Origin of the sequence: Sphingobacterium sp. B29, from assembly GCF_001952815.1 — a bacterium.
Taxonomy (GTDB): domain Bacteria; phylum Bacteroidota; class Bacteroidia; order Sphingobacteriales; family Sphingobacteriaceae; genus Sphingobacterium; species Sphingobacterium siyangense.
Genome location: NZ_CP019158.1, coordinates 235,550 through 253,180, shown reverse-complemented (window position 1 = coordinate 253,180; position 17,631 = coordinate 235,550). Strand labels below are relative to the sequence as shown.

Annotated in this window: 13 protein-coding genes and 3 tRNA genes; 8 read left to right on the top strand and 8 right to left on the bottom strand. The window is 38.1% G+C overall.

Translation table 11 applies throughout. The features are described from left to right. Positions 1-15: 15 nt before the first annotated feature. Together BV902_RS01115 and BV902_RS01110 are read left to right on the top strand one after the other, a co-directional pair. The gene (locus BV902_RS01115) at positions 16-1,053 is read left to right on the top strand and encodes a DUF3078 domain-containing protein (protein WP_075990406.1); all 1,038 of its coding nucleotides are present in this window, start codon (positions 16-18) and stop codon (positions 1,051-1,053) included. Positions 1,054-1,064: 11 nt separating this feature from the next. Further along, the gene (locus BV902_RS01110) at positions 1,065-1,919 is read left to right on the top strand and encodes an N-acetylmuramoyl-L-alanine amidase (protein WP_232475646.1); all 855 of its coding nucleotides are present in this window, start codon (positions 1,065-1,067) and stop codon (positions 1,917-1,919) included. A gap of 21 nt (positions 1,920-1,940) precedes the next feature. Here BV902_RS01110 and BV902_RS01105 read toward each other — a convergent pair whose 3' ends face one another. The 6 genes from BV902_RS01105 to BV902_RS01080 form a co-directional block, all read right to left on the bottom strand. Next, positions 1,941-3,656: a sodium:solute symporter gene (locus tag BV902_RS01105; protein ID WP_075990404.1), complete on the bottom strand. Its 1,716-nt coding sequence runs from the start codon at positions 3,654-3,656 to the stop codon at positions 1,941-1,943. A 94-nt stretch (positions 3,657-3,750) separates the two neighbouring features. Further along, positions 3,751-3,960, bottom strand: a complete 210-nt coding sequence (locus BV902_RS01100) for a hypothetical protein (protein ID WP_075990403.1) — start codon at positions 3,958-3,960, stop codon at positions 3,751-3,753. Positions 3,961-3,967: 7 nt separating this feature from the next. Continuing rightward, positions 3,968-6,421, bottom strand: a complete 2,454-nt coding sequence (locus BV902_RS01095) for a PIG-L family deacetylase (RefSeq protein ID WP_075990402.1) — start codon at positions 6,419-6,421, stop codon at positions 3,968-3,970. Between the two features lie 636 nt (positions 6,422-7,057). Beyond that, positions 7,058-7,312 (bottom strand): DUF6952 family protein, encoded by a 255-nt coding sequence (locus tag BV902_RS01090; RefSeq protein WP_046673203.1) that lies wholly within the window; start codon positions 7,310-7,312, stop codon positions 7,058-7,060. Next, a complete protein-coding gene (locus BV902_RS01085) occupies positions 7,293-7,607 on the bottom strand; it encodes a thioredoxin family protein (protein ID WP_046673204.1) in 315 nt (104 codons plus the stop codon). The genes BV902_RS01090 and BV902_RS01085 overlap by 20 nt, the downstream gene beginning before the upstream one ends. A gap of 84 nt (positions 7,608-7,691) precedes the next feature. Further along, positions 7,692-8,324 (bottom strand): peroxiredoxin, encoded by a 633-nt coding sequence (locus tag BV902_RS01080; RefSeq protein WP_075990401.1) that lies wholly within the window; start codon positions 8,322-8,324, stop codon positions 7,692-7,694. Positions 8,325-8,613: 289 nt separating this feature from the next. Here BV902_RS01080 and BV902_RS01075 point away from each other — a divergent pair. The 3 genes from BV902_RS01075 (at position 8,614) to BV902_RS01065 (ending at position 9,855) form a co-directional block, all read left to right on the top strand. After that, positions 8,614-8,697 (top strand) — tRNA-Tyr (locus tag BV902_RS01075). Between the two features lie 233 nt (positions 8,698-8,930). Continuing rightward, a tRNA-Arg gene (locus BV902_RS01070) sits at positions 8,931-9,002 on the top strand. A gap of 178 nt (positions 9,003-9,180) precedes the next feature. Next, positions 9,181-9,855: a phosphatase PAP2 family protein gene (locus BV902_RS01065; RefSeq protein WP_075990400.1), complete on the top strand. Its 675-nt coding sequence runs from the start codon at positions 9,181-9,183 to the stop codon at positions 9,853-9,855. Between the two features lie 33 nt (positions 9,856-9,888). Here BV902_RS01065 and BV902_RS01060 read toward each other — a convergent pair whose 3' ends face one another. Then, the gene (locus BV902_RS01060) at positions 9,889-11,076 is read right to left on the bottom strand and encodes an MFS transporter (protein WP_075990399.1); all 1,188 of its coding nucleotides are present in this window, start codon (positions 11,074-11,076) and stop codon (positions 9,889-9,891) included. 533 nt (positions 11,077-11,609) lie between these two features. Here BV902_RS01060 and BV902_RS01055 point away from each other — a divergent pair. From BV902_RS01055 to BV902_RS01045, 3 genes are all read left to right on the top strand, one after another. After that, positions 11,610-14,813 carry a S41 family peptidase gene (locus BV902_RS01055; RefSeq protein WP_075990398.1) on the top strand — a complete coding sequence of 1,068 codons (3,204 nt, stop codon included), beginning with the start codon at positions 11,610-11,612 and terminating at the stop codon, positions 14,811-14,813. Between the two features lie 315 nt (positions 14,814-15,128). Beyond that, entirely contained in the window at positions 15,129-15,890 is a 762-nt protein-coding gene (locus BV902_RS01050; protein WP_075990397.1) for a hypothetical protein, read from the top strand. A 135-nt stretch (positions 15,891-16,025) separates the two neighbouring features. Next, positions 16,026-16,098: transfer RNA gene (locus BV902_RS01045), tRNA-Lys, on the top strand. Positions 16,099-16,904: 806 nt separating this feature from the next. Here the strand turns inward: BV902_RS01045 and BV902_RS01040 are convergent. Next, the gene (locus BV902_RS01040) at positions 16,905-17,597 is read right to left on the bottom strand and encodes a hypothetical protein (protein WP_216640417.1); all 693 of its coding nucleotides are present in this window, start codon (positions 17,595-17,597) and stop codon (positions 16,905-16,907) included. Positions 17,598-17,631: the final 34 nt, after the last annotated feature.

The window sequence follows — 17,631 nt, the reverse complement described above, 5'->3', positions numbered from 1 at the left end:
ATAGACGTTTTCAGAATGAAGTTATTCAATTTTGTCGGCATGGCTCTGCTTTGCCTTTCTATTACCAGCTTAAAAGCACAGGATCTGAAAGATCTTCGAGCAAAACCAGATACCGTAATTTCTGTACAGAAAGAGCAACCATTAAATATTAAAACGATTCGTCCTATAGTTCCAAAACTAAACTTGGAGGTAGACTATTGGAAACATTGGACAAAATTCGGGATCAATTTAAACCAGGCGTCATTTAATGATAATTGGAAAGGTGGTGGTGTTGGTTCTATTGCTGTAGGATTGAATGCTAATCATAAATCGGATTATACGAAGGACAATTTCAATTTTGTGACCGAAGTTGATTTACGTTATGGAAAGATAAAGAATACCAATAATATTGCGAAGAAGAATAATGACCGTATATTTTGGGATAATAAGCTTTCTTATAAATTGTCTGCCAATTGGGCATTGTTTACGTCGGTGACATTTGAGTCGCAATTTGATGCGGGTTATAAGTATAAAACGGTTAACGGCAGAGATACAATAGACTATATTGAGAATGCTTTTATGGCTCCAGCTTATCTGACAGAATCTTTCGGTCTTGAGTATAAGCCTAGTAACGAATTTTCCTTGCGTTTTGGTACGGGTACTGCTCGTCAAACTTTTATTTTGGATGAGCGTGTTAAGCCTCGTTCTGGAGAAGGTTTCTTTGAGAAATATGGCTATTATAGAGATCCTAACAATCCAAGTGCGGGTACTGGTGAACGATTTGGTGTAAAGGAAGATCGGGCTTTTGCCAATGCACTGGCATTTCAGCTAACGGGTAACCTAGACAAAAACTTCACAGATAAACTGAATGTAAAGGCTCGTTATAACCTTTTTGCTGACTACGAGAAACTTTCCGACCCTACACACCGTTTGGATGTAACTGTAACAGCAAAAGTCACGAGAGTCATCAATGTGAACTTAAATGGTATTATGATCTATGATCCAGATGTCATTTCAAGAGTACAGTTAAGCCAGTCGTTGGCGATGGGTATAGTCTATAGTTTACCAAAATAATGTTAAGGCCTGTGTCAATAGGGATATTGCTTTGTTCATTGCTGTCTTTGGCAAGCTGCAAGTCGAAGATACAGCCAGTGGTTGCAAAACCGCTAGTTGCGTCATTTGCTTCTGCATTGGTTGTGGAAGAAAAGGTCGAAGCTAAGCCAGATACCAATTTATTGACACCGGAGGAAAGAAAGGTTGTTTTTTTACAGAAGTCTGGAAACCATCCTTATTGGCGCCAAGAGGAAGCCATACATTATGATGTTCGTAAACCTAACTATGTCATTATTCATCATACAGCACAAGATAGTATTGGGCAGACAATCAAAACCTTTCAGATTCCAAGAACTAAAGTGAGTTCACATTATGTCATTGGCCGGAATGGGGAGATTATACAAATGTTGAACGATTATGTTCGGTCTTGGCATGCAGGGGTGGCAAAATGGGGTTCTATTGTCGACATGAACTCCTGTTCTATTGGTATAGAATTGGATAATAATGGTAGGGAGCCTTTTCCTGAGGCACAAATTAATTCATTGATGACTGTGCTTGATACCTTGAAATCGCGTTATTTAATTCCAGCAAATAATTTTATTGGCCATGCTGATATCGCTCCATCACGCAAGAATGATCCAAGCGTTTTTTTCCCGTGGAAAAAGCTTGCAGAACGGGGTTTTGGAATATGGTATGATGAAGGACAGCTTGTGGCCCCTCCTGATAGCTTTAATGCGATAGACGCGCTAAAAATTATTGGTTATGATACGTCCAATCTAAAAGCCGCTATCGTTGCCTTTAAGCGAAAATTTGTCGTTCGGGATACAACCCCCGAATTGACCATATATGATAAGAGTGTATTGTACAATATCTATAAAAAATACTGAGCCTGATCAATCAGGCTTTTTTTATTCAAGATCCCTTTTGTCCTCTATAGGACGAGGTGCTTTCACCCCCAGTTGTACGATATAGGCGATTAACATGACAGCTAGGCAGCCAATAAGATTTAGCCAAAGAAAAGGAATCTTATTCATCGTCCATACTGCTATCACTATAATTTCGGAAAGAATGGCTGCAAGAAAAACAGCTTTGCCTTGAATTTTCTTCATGTAGAAGGCGACGATAAAAATCCCTAGGATAGTACCATAGAATAGTGAGCCCAAGATATTGACCGCTTCGAGGAGATTACCCAATCTGTTCGCATACAAAGCAACAATAACAGTAAATGTACCCCAGATCAACGTAAATAAACGCGACCACAAAAGATCTTGTTTTTCAGATGAGTTAGGGTTAATAAATCTTTTGTAGATATCAATGGTCGTTGTTGAGGCCAATGAGTTAATAGCACTTGCCGTAGACCCCATGGATGCGAGAAAAATGACCGCTATGAGTAGCCCAATTAGGCCCTTTGGAAAGACGCTTGTCACAAAAGAAAGAAAGACATAATTATTGTCATTCGTTTCCGCTGTTGGGTTGTTTTTTTTGATTAAGTCCAATGTCCCTTCTTTTACGACCTGCATTTTTGCATTAAGTTGACCGAGTGAGGATCGATAATCAGCAATTCTTTTTTCATCGTCGTGATCCAATGCTGTATTAAGCTGCTGAACAACAGATTCACGTGTTTTAAATAGCTCACTATGCTTTTGTTCGAGAAGCTGGTAGTCAGGAGCATATTTGCTTTCTTTGAGCTTCTTGATCTCGACTTGGTTGAAAAAAATGGGCGGCTGATGGAATTGATAATAGGCAAATACCAGAACTCCAATCAACAGGATAGCAAATTGCATAGGGATTTTCAATAGACCATTCATAATTAATCCCATGCGACTTTCTTTGATCGAAGCCCCTGTCAAATAACGACCTACTTGACTTTGGTCGGTCCCGAAGTAGGAAAGCTGTAGGAAAAAACCACCGATTAGTCCTGTCCAAAGTGTATAGTTATTATTGAGGTCAAAAGTAAAATCCAATGCATTGGTTTTTCCTGATTTTCCTGCAATATGAAGCGCTTTTGATAATCCAATGGACTCTGGCAGCAGATGGATAACTAATATACCTGCTACGAGTAATGATCCAAAGATAATGCTCATTTGAAGCAACTGTGTATGAGACACGGCTTTGGTTCCTCCATAGGTCGTATAGATAACAACAAAACTTCCTATGGCCAATGTGGTCCATGTTAGATCAATATGAAGGAGGGTCGATATAATTAAAGCCGGTGCAAAGATGGTAATACCCGTTGATATTCCCCGCTGTATCAAAAAAAGAATGGCGGTGAGCCCTCTGGTTTTGACATCAAACCGTTTTTCTAGAAATTCGTAAGCTGTAAATACTTTTAGCTTATGAAAAATAGGAACAAATGTAATGCAGAGCACAATCATGGCCAACGGAAGACCAAAGTAGAATTGGACAAAACTCATTCCTGAGGAATAAGCTAAGCCGGGGGCAGATAAGAAAGTAATGGCGCTCGCTTGCGTCGCCATTACCGATAATCCGACGTGATACCAGGGTAAAGAACGATTACCTAGAAGATATCCATCAATATTTTTTATACCTCTACTCTTATAAACGCCATAAATGACAATAACTAAGAGTGTCAGAAATAACACGATCCAATCTGCTGTACTCATGAATAGTGGTTCGTGAAAATGTACAGAAAAAGGATGAATACGAATAGCCAGATAACGACCAACCAGTAGAAACGCTTCCAGCTATTCATCTTTCTTATCTATCTGAAGGCTTTTGAGGATAGATAACGCTATTAAAAATAGCAGCGATAATCAATCCGACAGCGGCACCTCCAAAGATGCTTAAAAATGTCTCGTTTGCAGTGAATCCAATTAATGCACCAAATACTACAGCAACTAAAAGAATGATTCCTTTTGCTTTGCCAGCATCAATTGTCGTGCAGCTGTTGTCAATCTGATTTTCCATTATTATATTATTTTGATTTTGATAGCAAATTTACGAATAATCTGTAAGCTCCGGGAATTCCGGCAGGCAATTGTCTGAAAAAAGACAAAGATGTATAAACAAATTTACCTTTTCCATATTGAGCAATGAGTAATGAGCCATTATGTAACGGTTCGCCGGGATCTTGCATGGTGATCGGGGTGCGATATTTTTTATCAATATCTTCCGCAAAGTAGAGTCCCCGCTCCTGCACCCAGTGTTCGAAGTCGGCGTCGCTGATCTTGTTCGGGTAATTAAAAATCGGGTCATTTTTATCGAAATGTACCGTTGCAAGTTCGTCTGTTACACGGCTTCTGCCGATGCTAAAAGGAAAAGGACCAAAGTTTTTTGAGAACAGTCCATTGTTTACATTGTACTGTTCCAGGACCGTTCCACCCATGTTCACATACGCAAGTAGTCTGTTTTGGAGCTGCGCAATTTGCTTGTTAACGTTGAAAATTCGTACACCCAAGATTACAGCATCGTAGCTAGAAAGGTCTGCTTTTAATGCCTGTTCGTTACTTAATACATCGACTTTAATACCAATGGCAGTCAACGATTCAGGAATTAGATCCCCTGCCCCATGGATGTATGCCACTTTTTTTACCGCGTTGATCAGGTTGATATTGCTCATTTTTATAGCTACATCGGGGAAATAAACAATATTAGGTATATGATTGTAATCGATGGCTTTTATCTCTTTTAAACGTTCTTTGTTTGCCAAGAGGAACCCAAGGGTATCAATGGAAGATTTAGAAGCATCTGATGGTTTTATGCTGATCTCTCTGGAAATTGTACGTTCGCCTTTGTCAAAAGATAGGTCAAAAGATGCCGGTGAAACTTCCCAGCCTTTAGGTACATTCGGTCTGACGTTAAACGTGGTTGTGTTTGCTTGTCCGTTTTTCTGAAAAGTCAGATTCACTTTGACCGTGTGGGAATTTTGTGTAAGTGCCAAAGGGCTGGAACTTTTTGCAGTCAACTGTGGGATGATCACAATGGGGTCGTAGATTTCGCCACGAACAGGATCAGTATACTTATATTTTATGGGCTGATTGAGTGTGATATTTTCACCATTGATCCGGAGTTGAAATGATACCTCTGGAGCATAGGGGTTTTTTGGATAGCCTGTCAGGTTAAAATCACTGACATTAAATTTGCCTTTTCCATGTGGTTCAATCAACCAATATGGTTGTGTCGTCCTGTCGGCATGTATAAGAACAGAGTCTCTTTGTAGTTTGTTTATTTTTAGTGTTTCATGAATGCTATTTCCATTTATTTGGGTCAGCTCAACGGTTACATTTGGACGCCGAACAATAATGGAATGTTCCACTTTGATCTGATCTTCCAAGGCATAGGATGGATTTTTAGCGATACTTTCGAACCAAATTCCACCACAGGCAAGGATTAGTTTTTCAACCTCTTTTTTCTTTTCAGTTTTCCAGTATTCATCATCAATTTGATCCAGTTCTCTGTACAGTTGGATCAATTCAGCAATGATCAATTCGGGCTTATCAATTTGATATGTTTGATTGATGTGATCAATCAGGGACTGAACTTTACTGCCGTTTTGAATTCTTTTCCATGAGGTTTCAACACCATCCAAGAGTGTATTTTTTGCAGGTGCACCGTCTACATACTCAAAGTATTCGATTGATGAGCCACGTTGGCTTGCCGAACCAAAGCCTTGGCTTTTGTGTGATGAACGGCTGTGTGCGGCAATTTCTCCATAAGAGGCTCCTAGAAGAGAATTGTAATCCCCGATATCTATTTTTAATTGATCCTCACGTGTATTGTTTTGACCTCCGAAATTAGCTGTATTCCAAAGCAAGCGTTTAGCTTTCCAGGGGCGTACAAATTGAAGCTGCTCTGGAAATTGATTCGGATCAGCAGCAGCTTTAAAGGCTTCATGTGCTAGAATGGCAGAGGCTTGATGATGACCATGTCCGCCTCTTGGATCTGGAGGAAAACGTGTGATAATGACATCGGGCCTAAATTTGCGGATGATCCATACGGCTTCGCGAAGAACACGCTGTTTATCCCAGAATTCGAAAGTTTCTTCTGGAGTCTTTGAGAATCCAAAATCATATGCTGAGGAAAAAAATTGCTCACCCTTATCGGTTTTTCGAGCAGCCAGTAATTCCTGCGTTCGAATCAATCCAAGTTCAATACCTTGTTCTGTTCCGATGAGGTTTTGTCCGCCGTCACCTCGAGTTAGGGATAAATAACCTGTTTTATATTTTTTTTCCTGAGCTAGCCAAGCGATTAGCCGAGTATTTTCATCATCCGGATGTGCCGCAAAATAAAGGACTGAGCCCAACACGTTCAGTTTTTCTAGATTAACTTTAATTTCAGCAGCATTCCACTGTGGATTCTGTGCTTTAACGATTGAAGTTGACAAGATACCAGCCAAAATAATAATAACAGATAGAAAAGGTCTTCGCATGTTTAAAGATAAAAATTTTGATGAACAACGGATTGTTGGAGATTGTAATTTTATTGACAGTCTTCAAGTAGTGCGTTTATGACGTTGGTTTATTGCTTTAACTTACGGATATTAACCATTAACCTGATTCAACTTAGGTCAATATTTAACGAAGAGGTAAAGGGATCGATCGTTGAAAGGTAAAATATGGGCATAAATAAAAAACGGAAATCCCAATCAAGTTGGAATTTCCGTTTAACAATTAAAATATTTTTTCCTGAAACGAATTTTTAGAGAATAGTTATTTTGTCGCTTCGCTCCAAGTGGCAACCTTTAACATAGTAAATATATGTAGAAAATATTTAGTTCTGTCAGATTACTTTAATTAGTTTTCCACATTGCTAAATTTTGTCAACATTTTAGCTTTTGGAAAACATGTAATATATAGGTGTAATACGTTTAAGATGCTGCAATACAACGATATTTAGGATAAGATAGATTCTCCGCTACCTTTAAAAAAATCTGGATTGGTCTAAATCCAATTGCATATTTGTTTGACAAATTTCAATTGATGTTAGTTTCTATGCTTCAAATGCTCAAAAACGACAGGAACAACCTTTAAAGAAAGTTTCACACGAATGCTTTTTTTTGCAAAGACTATTTATCAATAGCACCTAGAACACGCTTCATAAACATATTTAACGCGTCTTTTTTTGAGTTACCTTCTTTAATTAATTTATCAACCTCTACAGCTCCGTATAGGTTTGAAATCAATTCACCAAGAACGTCAAGTTCTTCATCTTTCAAAGGAGCTTCGGTTAATGCTTCCAGTGTCTCGATTGTTTCCAAGACATAATCTACATCATTCTGCTCGATGAACTCTGTCAAATGCTTAATTACTGGTAGTTTCATTGAATAATTCTACTAATGCGTCTAACTTATTTGTTTGTACCTGATTGACTAATTTACCGTTTTTAAAAGCGGCAAAAGTGGGTAGGTTATTGACATTTGCCAGTTTGCGGGATTCAGGAAATTTTTCTGCATCAGCAATAACAAAAGGTACACTATCATTTTCGCCAGCCAATTTTTTGAATTTTGGTTTCATGATTTTGCAGTTACCACACCAAGTGGCGGAGTACTGAACCATAACAATATCGTTATTGTTTACAATTTCTTGTAAATTATCGTTTTCTAATTCTTGTAACATGATTTTATTATTAAGGTGATTGTTGGAGAAATCAACAGGAGCCGGGAAAAGCCCCCGTTGATAAGACGCTGTGGTCTTGTATTGTTAGTGTTTCGCTAAATAATCAGCTACACCTTTTCTATCTGCGTTCATGGCATCTTTACCTTCTTCCCAGTTTGCAGGACACACTTCGCCAAATTTCTGTACGTGAGCGTAAGCGTCGATCAAGCGTAAGTATTCTTTAACGTTACGGCCCAAAGGCATGTCGTTTACTGATTCATGGAATACACGGCCAGTTTCATCGATCAAGTAAGTTGCTCTATAAGTAACCGCAGAACCTTGTGCCAATGTTCCGTATTCAGGGTGTTCGATTTCTTGAACATCTAAGATTCCCAATATACTTGATAAGTTGCGGTTAGTGTCTGCCAAAAGAGGATATTCAACACCTTCAATTCCACCGTTATCTTTTGCTGTGTTTAACCAGGCAAAGTGTACTTCATTTGTATCGCAAGAAGCGCCGATTAAGATTGTATTGCGTTTTTCAAACTCAGCAGCAGCTTCTTGGAAAGCGTGTAATTCAGTAGGACATACGAAAGTGAAATCTTTTGGATACCAAAATAAAAGCACTTTTTTACCTTCTTTGACTGCTTTTTCAAAAATGTTGATTTGTAAATTGTCGCCTAAATAATCAATTGCATCTACTGTAATGCTTGGAAAACTTTTACCTGTGAAACTCATAATATATCTTTCTTTTTTTTTGTTGAGACAAAGATACAGCAACTCGATGCAAAAAGCGAATTGATTTTACCAATACACTATCGTCAAAATCTATTATGACTAGATTATAACAATAAGTTTTTATTATAATATTGATAACTTGATCTCATGATGAACAGATCATTTGAATGTTTCTTGAAAATAAATGAATTAATACTGCGGTAGTTACAAATTTATGGCCTAAAATAATTGCAGTTTTGCAAATCAAAAGCTACTTTTGCGACGTTCGATTCTAGAACAACACAATGCTGGAGGGGTTCCAGAGCGGTCAAATGGGACGGACTGTAAATCCGTTGCTTCGGCTTCGAAGGTTCGAATCCTTCTCCCTCCACCATTTTTCATTTTCTAAATCCAGTTTATCTTTCAGGTTCTAAATTTGCGTTTGTTCGTGACTATTCCATCGTACATGAAACGGCTTTAAAATAGATTTTCGCTATTGTGGATGTTAATCGCTTTAGTATAACCAGTCTATACAGGGGTTACCTCTCTTTTTGAAAAAAATATAACAGGATTTTAGACTAGCTATTGACTTATATATAAAATAAACCTAAGTTTGGCTTCTGAAAAGGCCCCGTAGTTCAACGGATAGAATAGATGTTTCCTAAACATTTGATAGCAGTTCGATTCTGCTCGGGGCTACTGAGAAAAGCGATGGATTTCCATCGCTTTTTTTGTTAAGTGATTAATAGTTTTTCTTTTCTTATCAAAATAAATGCGTAATAGAATTGTAAATTTTTAATAGAATGTTTATTTTGGGATCATTATTTACACATACAGCAATTTTACTTTTGGCCTGTAATTCTGTAACATAGATTGAATGGGAAAATTTTTATTATACCAATTTAGAAAGGTATATGCGGCTAATCCTGCTTTTTTTGTTTGCTTTGCCATTTGGATGGCCTTAATGACAGCTGTAGTTGTATTTATACCGAAGGGAGATTCATTCCATTTTGTGAATACACGTCATGCATTTTGGGCCGATATTCTTTTTACAATACAGACCTATTTTGGAGATGGTTTTTTTGTTATAGGTGTTTTTATTGCTTACTGCTGTACACAGCAGTGGAATTTTGCTCGAGCTATCCTCGGGACTTATATCTTTTCAGGGCTGACCTGTTGTGTATTGAAAAACCTTTTCGATGCCGATAGACCGGCAACGGTATTTCATGGAGACCCAACATTCCATGTTGTTTCTTGGTTGCGTGTAGCGCACTTTAACTCTTTCCCTTCTGGACATACAACGTCGGCCTTTGCAATGGCTGCTACGTTAGCCATTATCTCAAAAAATAGAGCTTTTGGTATAATTTTATTTGTTCTTGCTGTATTAACAGGCTACTCTCGGGTGTATTTGGGCCAGCATTTTGTTGAAGATGTATGGTTTGGATCGATTTTAGGAACCAGTACGGCTTGTTTTTATTTACTTGCAATGCCTTATGTTTTAAGACGTAAACGCATGTCATTTGGACTGAGATTTCTTCAGGTCAAAATCTAAAGTGCAAATTCGGTAAACATGTGCTTTGATAGATTAGGCTGCGCGTGTTTCTTTAAATAGAGATAATCGCCCAACCATCACAAACATCAATAGGCCGAAACAGGCAAAAACACCGTAGGAATAGCGTAGGCTAAAAGCTTCAGCAATATATCCAATTAAAGGCGGTCCCATTAAAAAACCCAGGTAACTGATGCTTGAAACCATGGCTAAGGCTACTCCAGATGGTACATTTTTGTTCTGCCCAGCAATGCTATAGATAGATGGGACGTTGCAGGCCACACCTATACCTACTAACATAAAAGCGAGGGTGCAGATGATAAATTCAGGAAAAATAACCGATGTCATCATTCCGACAAACATCAGCAGGCCACTGTATTGCAGGGTTCTTTTTCTCCCTAATTTGCGAATGACAGCATCACCAACAAAGCGCCCAGTGGCCATCATAATCATAAAAGATGCGTAGCCAACGACAACAAATTTTTCGGGAGCTTGAACGATCTCTTTGAAATATACCCCACTCCAGTCAAACATTGCCCCTTCTGTTGCCATGCTGAAAAAGCCGATAATGCCGAGTTGCAGTAAGCCACCTTCTGGTTTAGAGAAAAAACTACGCTTTTCCTTTTGAGGAGATTTGCCCGGAACCAAATACTTTTGGTTGATGAGTGTATTCGCTGTGACAATGACTAATATGATTAAAAAATGATAAAAGGTGTTCAGACCCAAATTCATCGTTAACAAGCCGACTAGTGCACCTGTGAAGCCAGCGATGCTCCAGGCCCCATGAAAAGAAGTCATTATTGATTTTTTGAAAATCTGCTCAGTTGCAACGCCTTGCGTGTTAACGGAAATATTACACATATTGCCAGTGACACCAAACAGAAATAATATGCCCCCCAACTGCCAGGCATTCTGTGCAAAGGGGATGGAGCACAGGACCAAGGTGTAAGCGATAGGTACAATACGCAAAACACTTGCACTGCCATATTTTGTGACCAGCTTTCCTGAGAGAGCCATTGTTGCAAGCTGACCAACAGGAAGCATCAGTAAAATTGTACCCAATTGCCCCTCACTTAAATGGAGATGAGCTTTAATAACGGGAATTCGACTTGCCCAAGATGCAAACGCGATCCCTTGGCAAAAAAAGAAAAGTGATACCGCGATTCTTATGCGATTTCGTTTGTTATAAAGATCTTCGTCTGAGTGAGTTAACGTTGCTTCCATAGTTTCTGATTTGAGGGTGCAAAGTTAAGGATAAGTATCCCATTAAAAAATATAATGATTCAAAAAATACTTCAGCTTTTAGGTTGCAATAGGAATACAGAAATATGCCTATATTTAAATTGCTCATCGGATTGTTGATAATTATATGCGATTAATTCGATAATTATCTTCTGTTTCAGTCTTTCAGTAAGAAAATAATACGATGTCCTTTTTGAATTTTGCTAAAACATATGTATTCAAAATGATATGTTTTGCATAACCATTCCTTGTATAAGAACAGGAAAGACACACATTTGTTTCAGTCTATTTTCAAGCATGGTTCAATTTAAAAAGATATTAGATGTGGAAGTCAAAAATAGGTCGAGTGGGAGCTTCTACTTCTTTAGAAAATAAACACCTATGAATAAGTGGAATAGGTCTACGATAAATGCTGAAGAAATAAAAATATAAAATTCTTCACTATTTCATATTGGTATTGTTCAATACCTATTCTACCTTTGTATTGGCAAACAATTATTAGCCTCCTAGATAAAATGATAAAAAAACTAATCTTAAGCACAGTACTAGCTTATGCTGGAACTACCTGTGTTATTGCGCAGCAACCCACATTTTTGTCCCATCCGGCGTTGAGTCCCGATGGTAAGGAAATGGTTTTTAGCTACGAAGGCGACCTTTGGAAAGTAGGGAGCCAGGGCGGTGTTGCAGTTCGGCTGACAGGAATGGAAGGAAATGAGATCAATCCACGAATTTCCCCCGATGGAAAATGGCTAGCGTTTTCGGCCAATCAAAATGGTAACATGGACGTCTATGTGATGCCTTTGGCTGGTGGAGATATACGACAGCTGACATCGCACGATGCTTCGGATGAAGTAGACAGCTGGAGCTGGGATAGTAAGACGCTTTATTTTACGTCATCGCGTTATAATAGAATGAGTGCTTATCAAGTCGCTTTGGATGGCGGAACGGCAACAAGGTTGTTTCCTCATGTCTTTAATTATATCAGTAATGTGGTGCCAACACCTTCAGGAGAATTATTATTCAATGATAGCTGGGAAGGCTACAGCTCGGCCAACCGCAAGCGATATAAAGGTGCTTTCAATCCGGATATAAAGTCCTATAATCCCAAAACAAAAGCTTTTCAACAGTATACAGATTATATAGGTAAGGATTTTTGGCCGACAGTAGACCAAAAAGGAAACATATTCTATGTGTCCGACGAAAGCAATGGTGAATACAATCTTTATCAAATTGCGGGAAAAGCGAAAACCCAATTGACTTCTTTTCCGGAATCAATCAAACGTCCGTTTGTCGCGGCAGATGGTAGTAAGATCGCATTTGAAAAAGGGTACCAGCTTTATATCTACGATGTTAATGGAAAGAAAACCGTGCAGCCCAACATCGCACTTAACCGTAATCAGGTCCTAGGAAAGCTGAAGGAGTTCAACATTTCAGGTAACATCAGTAATTTCGACGTTTCACCGGACGGGAAAAAGATGGCATTTGTATCCCGTGGGGAATTGTTCGTTTCGGATATCGAAGGAAAGTTTGTTCGTCAGATGCCAAGTCAAGGGGAGCGCATCATGGAAGTTAAATGGCTTAAAAACAGTAAAACATTGCTCTATAGTCAAACGTATCAAGGGTATCAGAACTGGTTTTCACGCACAGCAGACGGTAAAGGAGAGGTAAAACAATTGACACAAGATCTGCGTAACAATCGGGATATTACATTCAACGCGGATAAAACAAAAGCGGTATATCTCAGTGGACGTGATGAAGTTCGTCTATTGGATTTGACAAGTTTGAAGAGCCAAACAGTAGTTAGAGATGAAATCTGGGCATTTCAAAATTCTTCGCCCTCATTTTCTCCCGATGGAAATTATCTTTTATTCACGGCTATACGCAATTTTGAACAGGATATCTTTGTGTATAACCTGAAAAATGAGCAAACGACAAATTTGACAAATACAGGTGTTACAGAGGCAGCACCATATTGGTCTCCTGATGGTAAATACATTTATTTTGCGAGTAATAGGACTAAGCCTTCTTATCCTACTGGTATGCAAAACTCAAGCATTTTCCGAATGGCATTGACCAACTTTGACCAACCTTATCGTAGCGCAAAGTTTGATGAATTATTTGTAACACCTGAAAAGAAAGATACGACAGTAAATAAAACTGGTGCAACTAAGAAGGAAGATGCTGCTAAGGATAAGAAGAAAAATGATGCCGACAAGGTAAAGTCAACCGCAACACCAGTAGCCGAATCCAAGAAAGCTGTTTTGGTCCAATTGGATTTAGAAGGATTGCGTGACCGAATTGAGCAAGTCAGTCCAGCATTTGGAACACAATCTGATCCTTTGGTGATACAAAAAGGGGATAAATCCTATTTGTTCTATGCTTCCAATCATGAAGGAAAATATAGTACATATCGTACCGCATATGAGTTATTTACACCAGCCAAAACCGAAAAAGTCACTGATGGAGGCATGGGGCAATTTGTAGAGTCTGCAGGCAAGTACTTTGTGTTGAGTCGAGGAACAATTCAGAAATATAATCTTGATTTGAATAAGCTTGATGCGGTCACAATGAGTTTTAAATTCAATCGGGATCTTGAGAAAGAGTTCAATCAGATGTTTTATGAGACATGGGCCAATCTGGAGGAGAATTTCTACGATAGCAATTTCCATGGTGTAGATTGGACCGCTGTTAAAAAGAAATATGAGAAATATCTTCCAGGTATCAACGATAGGACAGATTTGCGCATCCTCTTAAATGATATGTTGGGCGAACTCAATTCGTCACATTTGGGTTTCAGTTCTATGGGACAGGAAGAACGTAAGCCGTTTGGTTTTGTAACGAATGAAATCGGTGTGATCTATGATACAAGCAACCCTTATCAGATTAGCTATATTGTTCCGAATGGCCCCGCAGCAAAGAAAGAGGCTGATATTCACGCGGGTGATATTCTCATGGCGATTAATGGAACAAAATTGAATACGCAGGCAGACCGCGATAGTTATTTTACTTGGCCTTCACTGGAAGAAGAAATCCAATTGACCTTGAATCGTAATGGCAAGGAAATTCAGACAAACATTCGTCCGGTATCAAGCGCTGTGTTTAGAGACCTCCTCTACGACCAATGGATTAGAGATAGCCGAAGCCGAGTTGATCAGTTGAGTAGCAATAAGATAGCGTATTCACACATGAAAAATATGTCGGATACTGAGTTACAGCGGTTCTTGATCGACATGGCTGAACAGGAGAATAACAAACAAGGGATTATTTTAGATTTACGGTATAATACAGGCGGAAATGTGCACGACGAAGTTTTACGATTCCTGTCACAACGCCCTTACTTACAATGGCAATACCGAGGTGGTAAACTTGCTCCACAAAGTAATTTTGCACCATCTGCCAAACCTATTGTTTTATTGATTAATGAGCAATCGCTGAGCGATGCTGAAATGACCGCTGCGGGCTTTAAAGCCCTTAAATTGGGGAAAATCATCGGTAATGAGACCTATCGTTGGATTATTTTTACTTCTGCTAAAGGCTTAGTCGACGGATCAAACTATCGACTTCCGTCTTGGGGATGTTATACGCTTGATGGTCAGGATCTCGAGCAAACCGGAGTTGCCCCCGATATTCTTGTAAAAAATACAGTACAAGATCGGATGGAAAATAAAGATCCGCAATTGGAAAGAGCAATAAAGGAAATTCTTGACAATATCAAATAGGGAAGTAACAGTTAGAATTACTTACTGAAAATAGGCTGTCCAACTTTTGTTGGACAGCCTATTTTTTTAACGTCTCATGTTTTTATGAATACGATCTTCTAATTTTTGCTATTTATTACCCTTCAGCGTATGATTTACCTCATTCGGTTCATTTACTTCATTTGGTCCCACCCTTTGCTCTGTGGAAGTTAATAGACGGTTTTAAATGGTTTCATTTTTTTTAATCTCCTGTTTATCAGTATTTAATGGTTTTGTGCACTGTTTCGTTATGAAATTGGCGATTTTCCTGCATCCCTTCTGAAAATATAAGGCAATATGGAAAAGATTGTATTACAGGTAAAAGAATCTTGCTCTGCAGATTGGGGTAAGATGACGCCACAAGAACAAGGCCGTTTCTGTGGTCAATGTGAGAAGATGGTTGTTGATTTTTCACAGATGAATGATCAGGAAATTGTGGATCAAATAAAAAAAGCCAGTAGGGGGTTATGTGGTCGATTTTATGAAGATCAGTTGATGCGCGAATTGGATGCCACTATTTCTTTTTCTAAAAACCCCATTTGGCAAGGTAGATGGACAGGCATTGCTGCGGGCCTCCTATTGGTTGGATCCTTGAGTTTTCATGCTGCTCAAGCACAAAACAAACTGACTGGAGAAGTTGTCGTTGTCCAAACAAAAACGAAAAATGATCAGATAAAGAAGCAAGATTGGGGCAACTCATCAACAAATGATAATTCAGCGTTAAAGGGAAGCCGTGATAGTACTAAAGTAAGTATAAAAGGTAAAGTTGTTTGTGCTGGAAGCGATGTAAGCATGGTGGGCACAGAGGTATCCTTAGGAAATTATCGTACGAAAGTGGATGAAAATGGAAATTTTCAGCTTTGGGTACCGCAATCTTTGTTTCGGGTAAACCAAGAGCTCCGTGCACAGATGTTTGGCTATAAAACTGTTGTGATTCCATTCAAAAAAGGGAGTAAAATGCAACTGGATAAACCAATAGAAATGGAAGTTAAGCCAATGATTATGGGAAAGATCGCTGTGGTGGGAACCCAAGGCAATATAGGGCGAAAGAATAAATAGTTTGATGGTCTTATTTTGCTCAGTTTTTTTATCGATCAACTGCCAAAAATCTCGCTTGAATGTCATAAAAGTCAAAAAAATATTCTTTTCCACTTGACTTTTTCTACGGTGAACCTTACATTTGGATTATCGAATGACTTCGTAGCTCAGTTGGTAGAGCAACAGACTCTTAATCTGTGGGTCCTGAGTTCGAGCCTCAGCGGGGTCACCTTAGAAAAAAGCCGTTTTACAAATGTAGGATGGCTTTTTTGTGCCCTTATAGTGCCTTTAAAGCGGTTTTTTGCATTTATGCCATGCCGAGAAGTTATAAAATCTATTAATTACTTCTTTGTTCAAAGATACTAAAAAATGGTCATTTTAGGGCCTTTTTGTCTCGCAAAGTGTCTCACTTTGTCTCACTTTTGTCTCGCAAAATAGTGAAAAATCAATATTGAACTTCTTTTGGGATACTTAAAACTTCAAAATGTATAGACAAATCTATTGTTAGAACAGTAGTTTAAAAATATTGTTAATTAACCTTGTTTTTTGAGCCTTAAACAGGCTTCTGTTCTCGCAACTGTTCTCGCTAGTTTACATGATATATCCTCCTTTCTCTTTGTATAAAGTTAAGGAGGTTTTTTATTTTTTTTAATTTTAACGAGTAGCGAACCAAATGCTCTCTAATTGAATAAGACAAGAAAGTTGTGAGAACCCAAAATTTTTAAGGGGTATAAAATATAGAAATGAGTTCTCAATAGTCCTCAAAAATAATATGGATACGTAATCCATCGGGTAATATCCCCTATTCTATTAGAAAGCTTTTCGTTATATAAATACCCTCTAAGTCATAGCTAACTTATTCTCTTACCTCATGGCAAAATTATCCAAAGGTTTTCTATCTTCAACATTCTTCTTAAATAGAATTTAGGGATTCTAGTATACTTCCTTGCAAATTTGATATGTAATCACCCCAAATAATTTTTAAGTCACTATATGTGATGAAGTCAAAGCTTTTGGAGGGACGAAAGATTTCCTTTAAAGATTAGTAATATTTAAATCTTTGAAATATCCTTCGGTACCGATATCCACCCATAAACCTATTGCACCATTTTGTAAACCACCTTTCATCTCATTAACAATAAATGAAGGATATTTTTGATTGTTGATATAAAGTTTAGCTGTTTTATTTTTTATTTCAATTCGAAGCTGAATCCATTCATTTAATCCAATGTCAGCGTAAGTTTCATATGTTTCTGGATATTCCTTTCTTAACCTATCAAACTTAAACGTTGGGTATGAGAAATATTGAACACTATGATTTCTGCGAAATTGATTTTCATCTCTGCCATTTGTAGGTCTGAGATAGATAGATTCAAATTTAGTATCATCATTATCAATTCTAAAAGCAAGCCCAATAAACCCCCTTGAAAGTTCTGGAGCATTTTTTAGAAGACGGCTCATTACCTTTACTTCAATAACCCCATTTTGAAAATTAAAATTTTTCAATTTAGCATATGTAGGTTCATCCACGGTTGAACTCATATTGTTTATATCAAAAGGCAAAAGGTTTAAATCCCTTTCAATTTTTAGAACCTTCTCCTTGTTCATTGTGGTTATTGATGCTTTAACATTCTTTAATTCAAATTTTTGTTTTTTAAAGATTATATCCTGCCCTTGGGTAATTGTTACCAAAAGCATAATGAGGAATGTGATTTGAAGTTTTTTCATTGAAATGACACTTTAATTTTAAGATAAGTTTTGC

Bases quoted from the DNA above. Each gene is read 5' to 3' on its own strand.
- BV902_RS01050 (WP_075990397.1), top strand. From the start codon at position 15,129: ATGGAAAAGATTGTATTACAGGTAAAAGAATCTTGCTCTGCAGATTGG.
- BV902_RS01100 (WP_075990403.1), bottom strand. From the start codon at position 3,960: ATGGAAAATCAGATTGACAACAGCTGCACGACAATTGATGCTGGCAAA.
- BV902_RS01065 (WP_075990400.1), top strand. From the start codon at position 9,181: ATGGGAAAATTTTTATTATACCAATTTAGAAAGGTATATGCGGCTAAT.
- BV902_RS01085 (WP_046673204.1), bottom strand. From the start codon at position 7,607: ATGTTACAAGAATTAGAAAACGATAATTTACAAGAAATTGTAAACAAT.
- BV902_RS01040 (WP_216640417.1), bottom strand. From the start codon at position 17,597: ATGAAAAAACTTCAAATCACATTCCTCATTATGCTTTTGGTAACAATT.
- BV902_RS01105 (WP_075990404.1), bottom strand. From the start codon at position 3,656: ATGAGTACAGCAGATTGGATCGTGTTATTTCTGACACTCTTAGTTATT.
- BV902_RS01055 (WP_075990398.1), top strand. From the start codon at position 11,610: ATGATAAAAAAACTAATCTTAAGCACAGTACTAGCTTATGCTGGAACT.
- BV902_RS01095 (WP_075990402.1), bottom strand. From the start codon at position 6,421: ATGCGAAGACCTTTTCTATCTGTTATTATTATTTTGGCTGGTATCTTG.
- BV902_RS01090 (WP_046673203.1), bottom strand. From the start codon at position 7,312: ATGAAACTACCAGTAATTAAGCATTTGACAGAGTTCATCGAGCAGAAT.
- BV902_RS01080 (WP_075990401.1), bottom strand. From the start codon at position 8,324: ATGAGTTTCACAGGTAAAAGTTTTCCAAGCATTACAGTAGATGCAATT.
- BV902_RS01060 (WP_075990399.1), bottom strand. From the start codon at position 11,076: ATGGAAGCAACGTTAACTCACTCAGACGAAGATCTTTATAACAAACGA.
- BV902_RS01115 (WP_075990406.1), top strand. From the start codon at position 16: ATGAAGTTATTCAATTTTGTCGGCATGGCTCTGCTTTGCCTTTCTATT.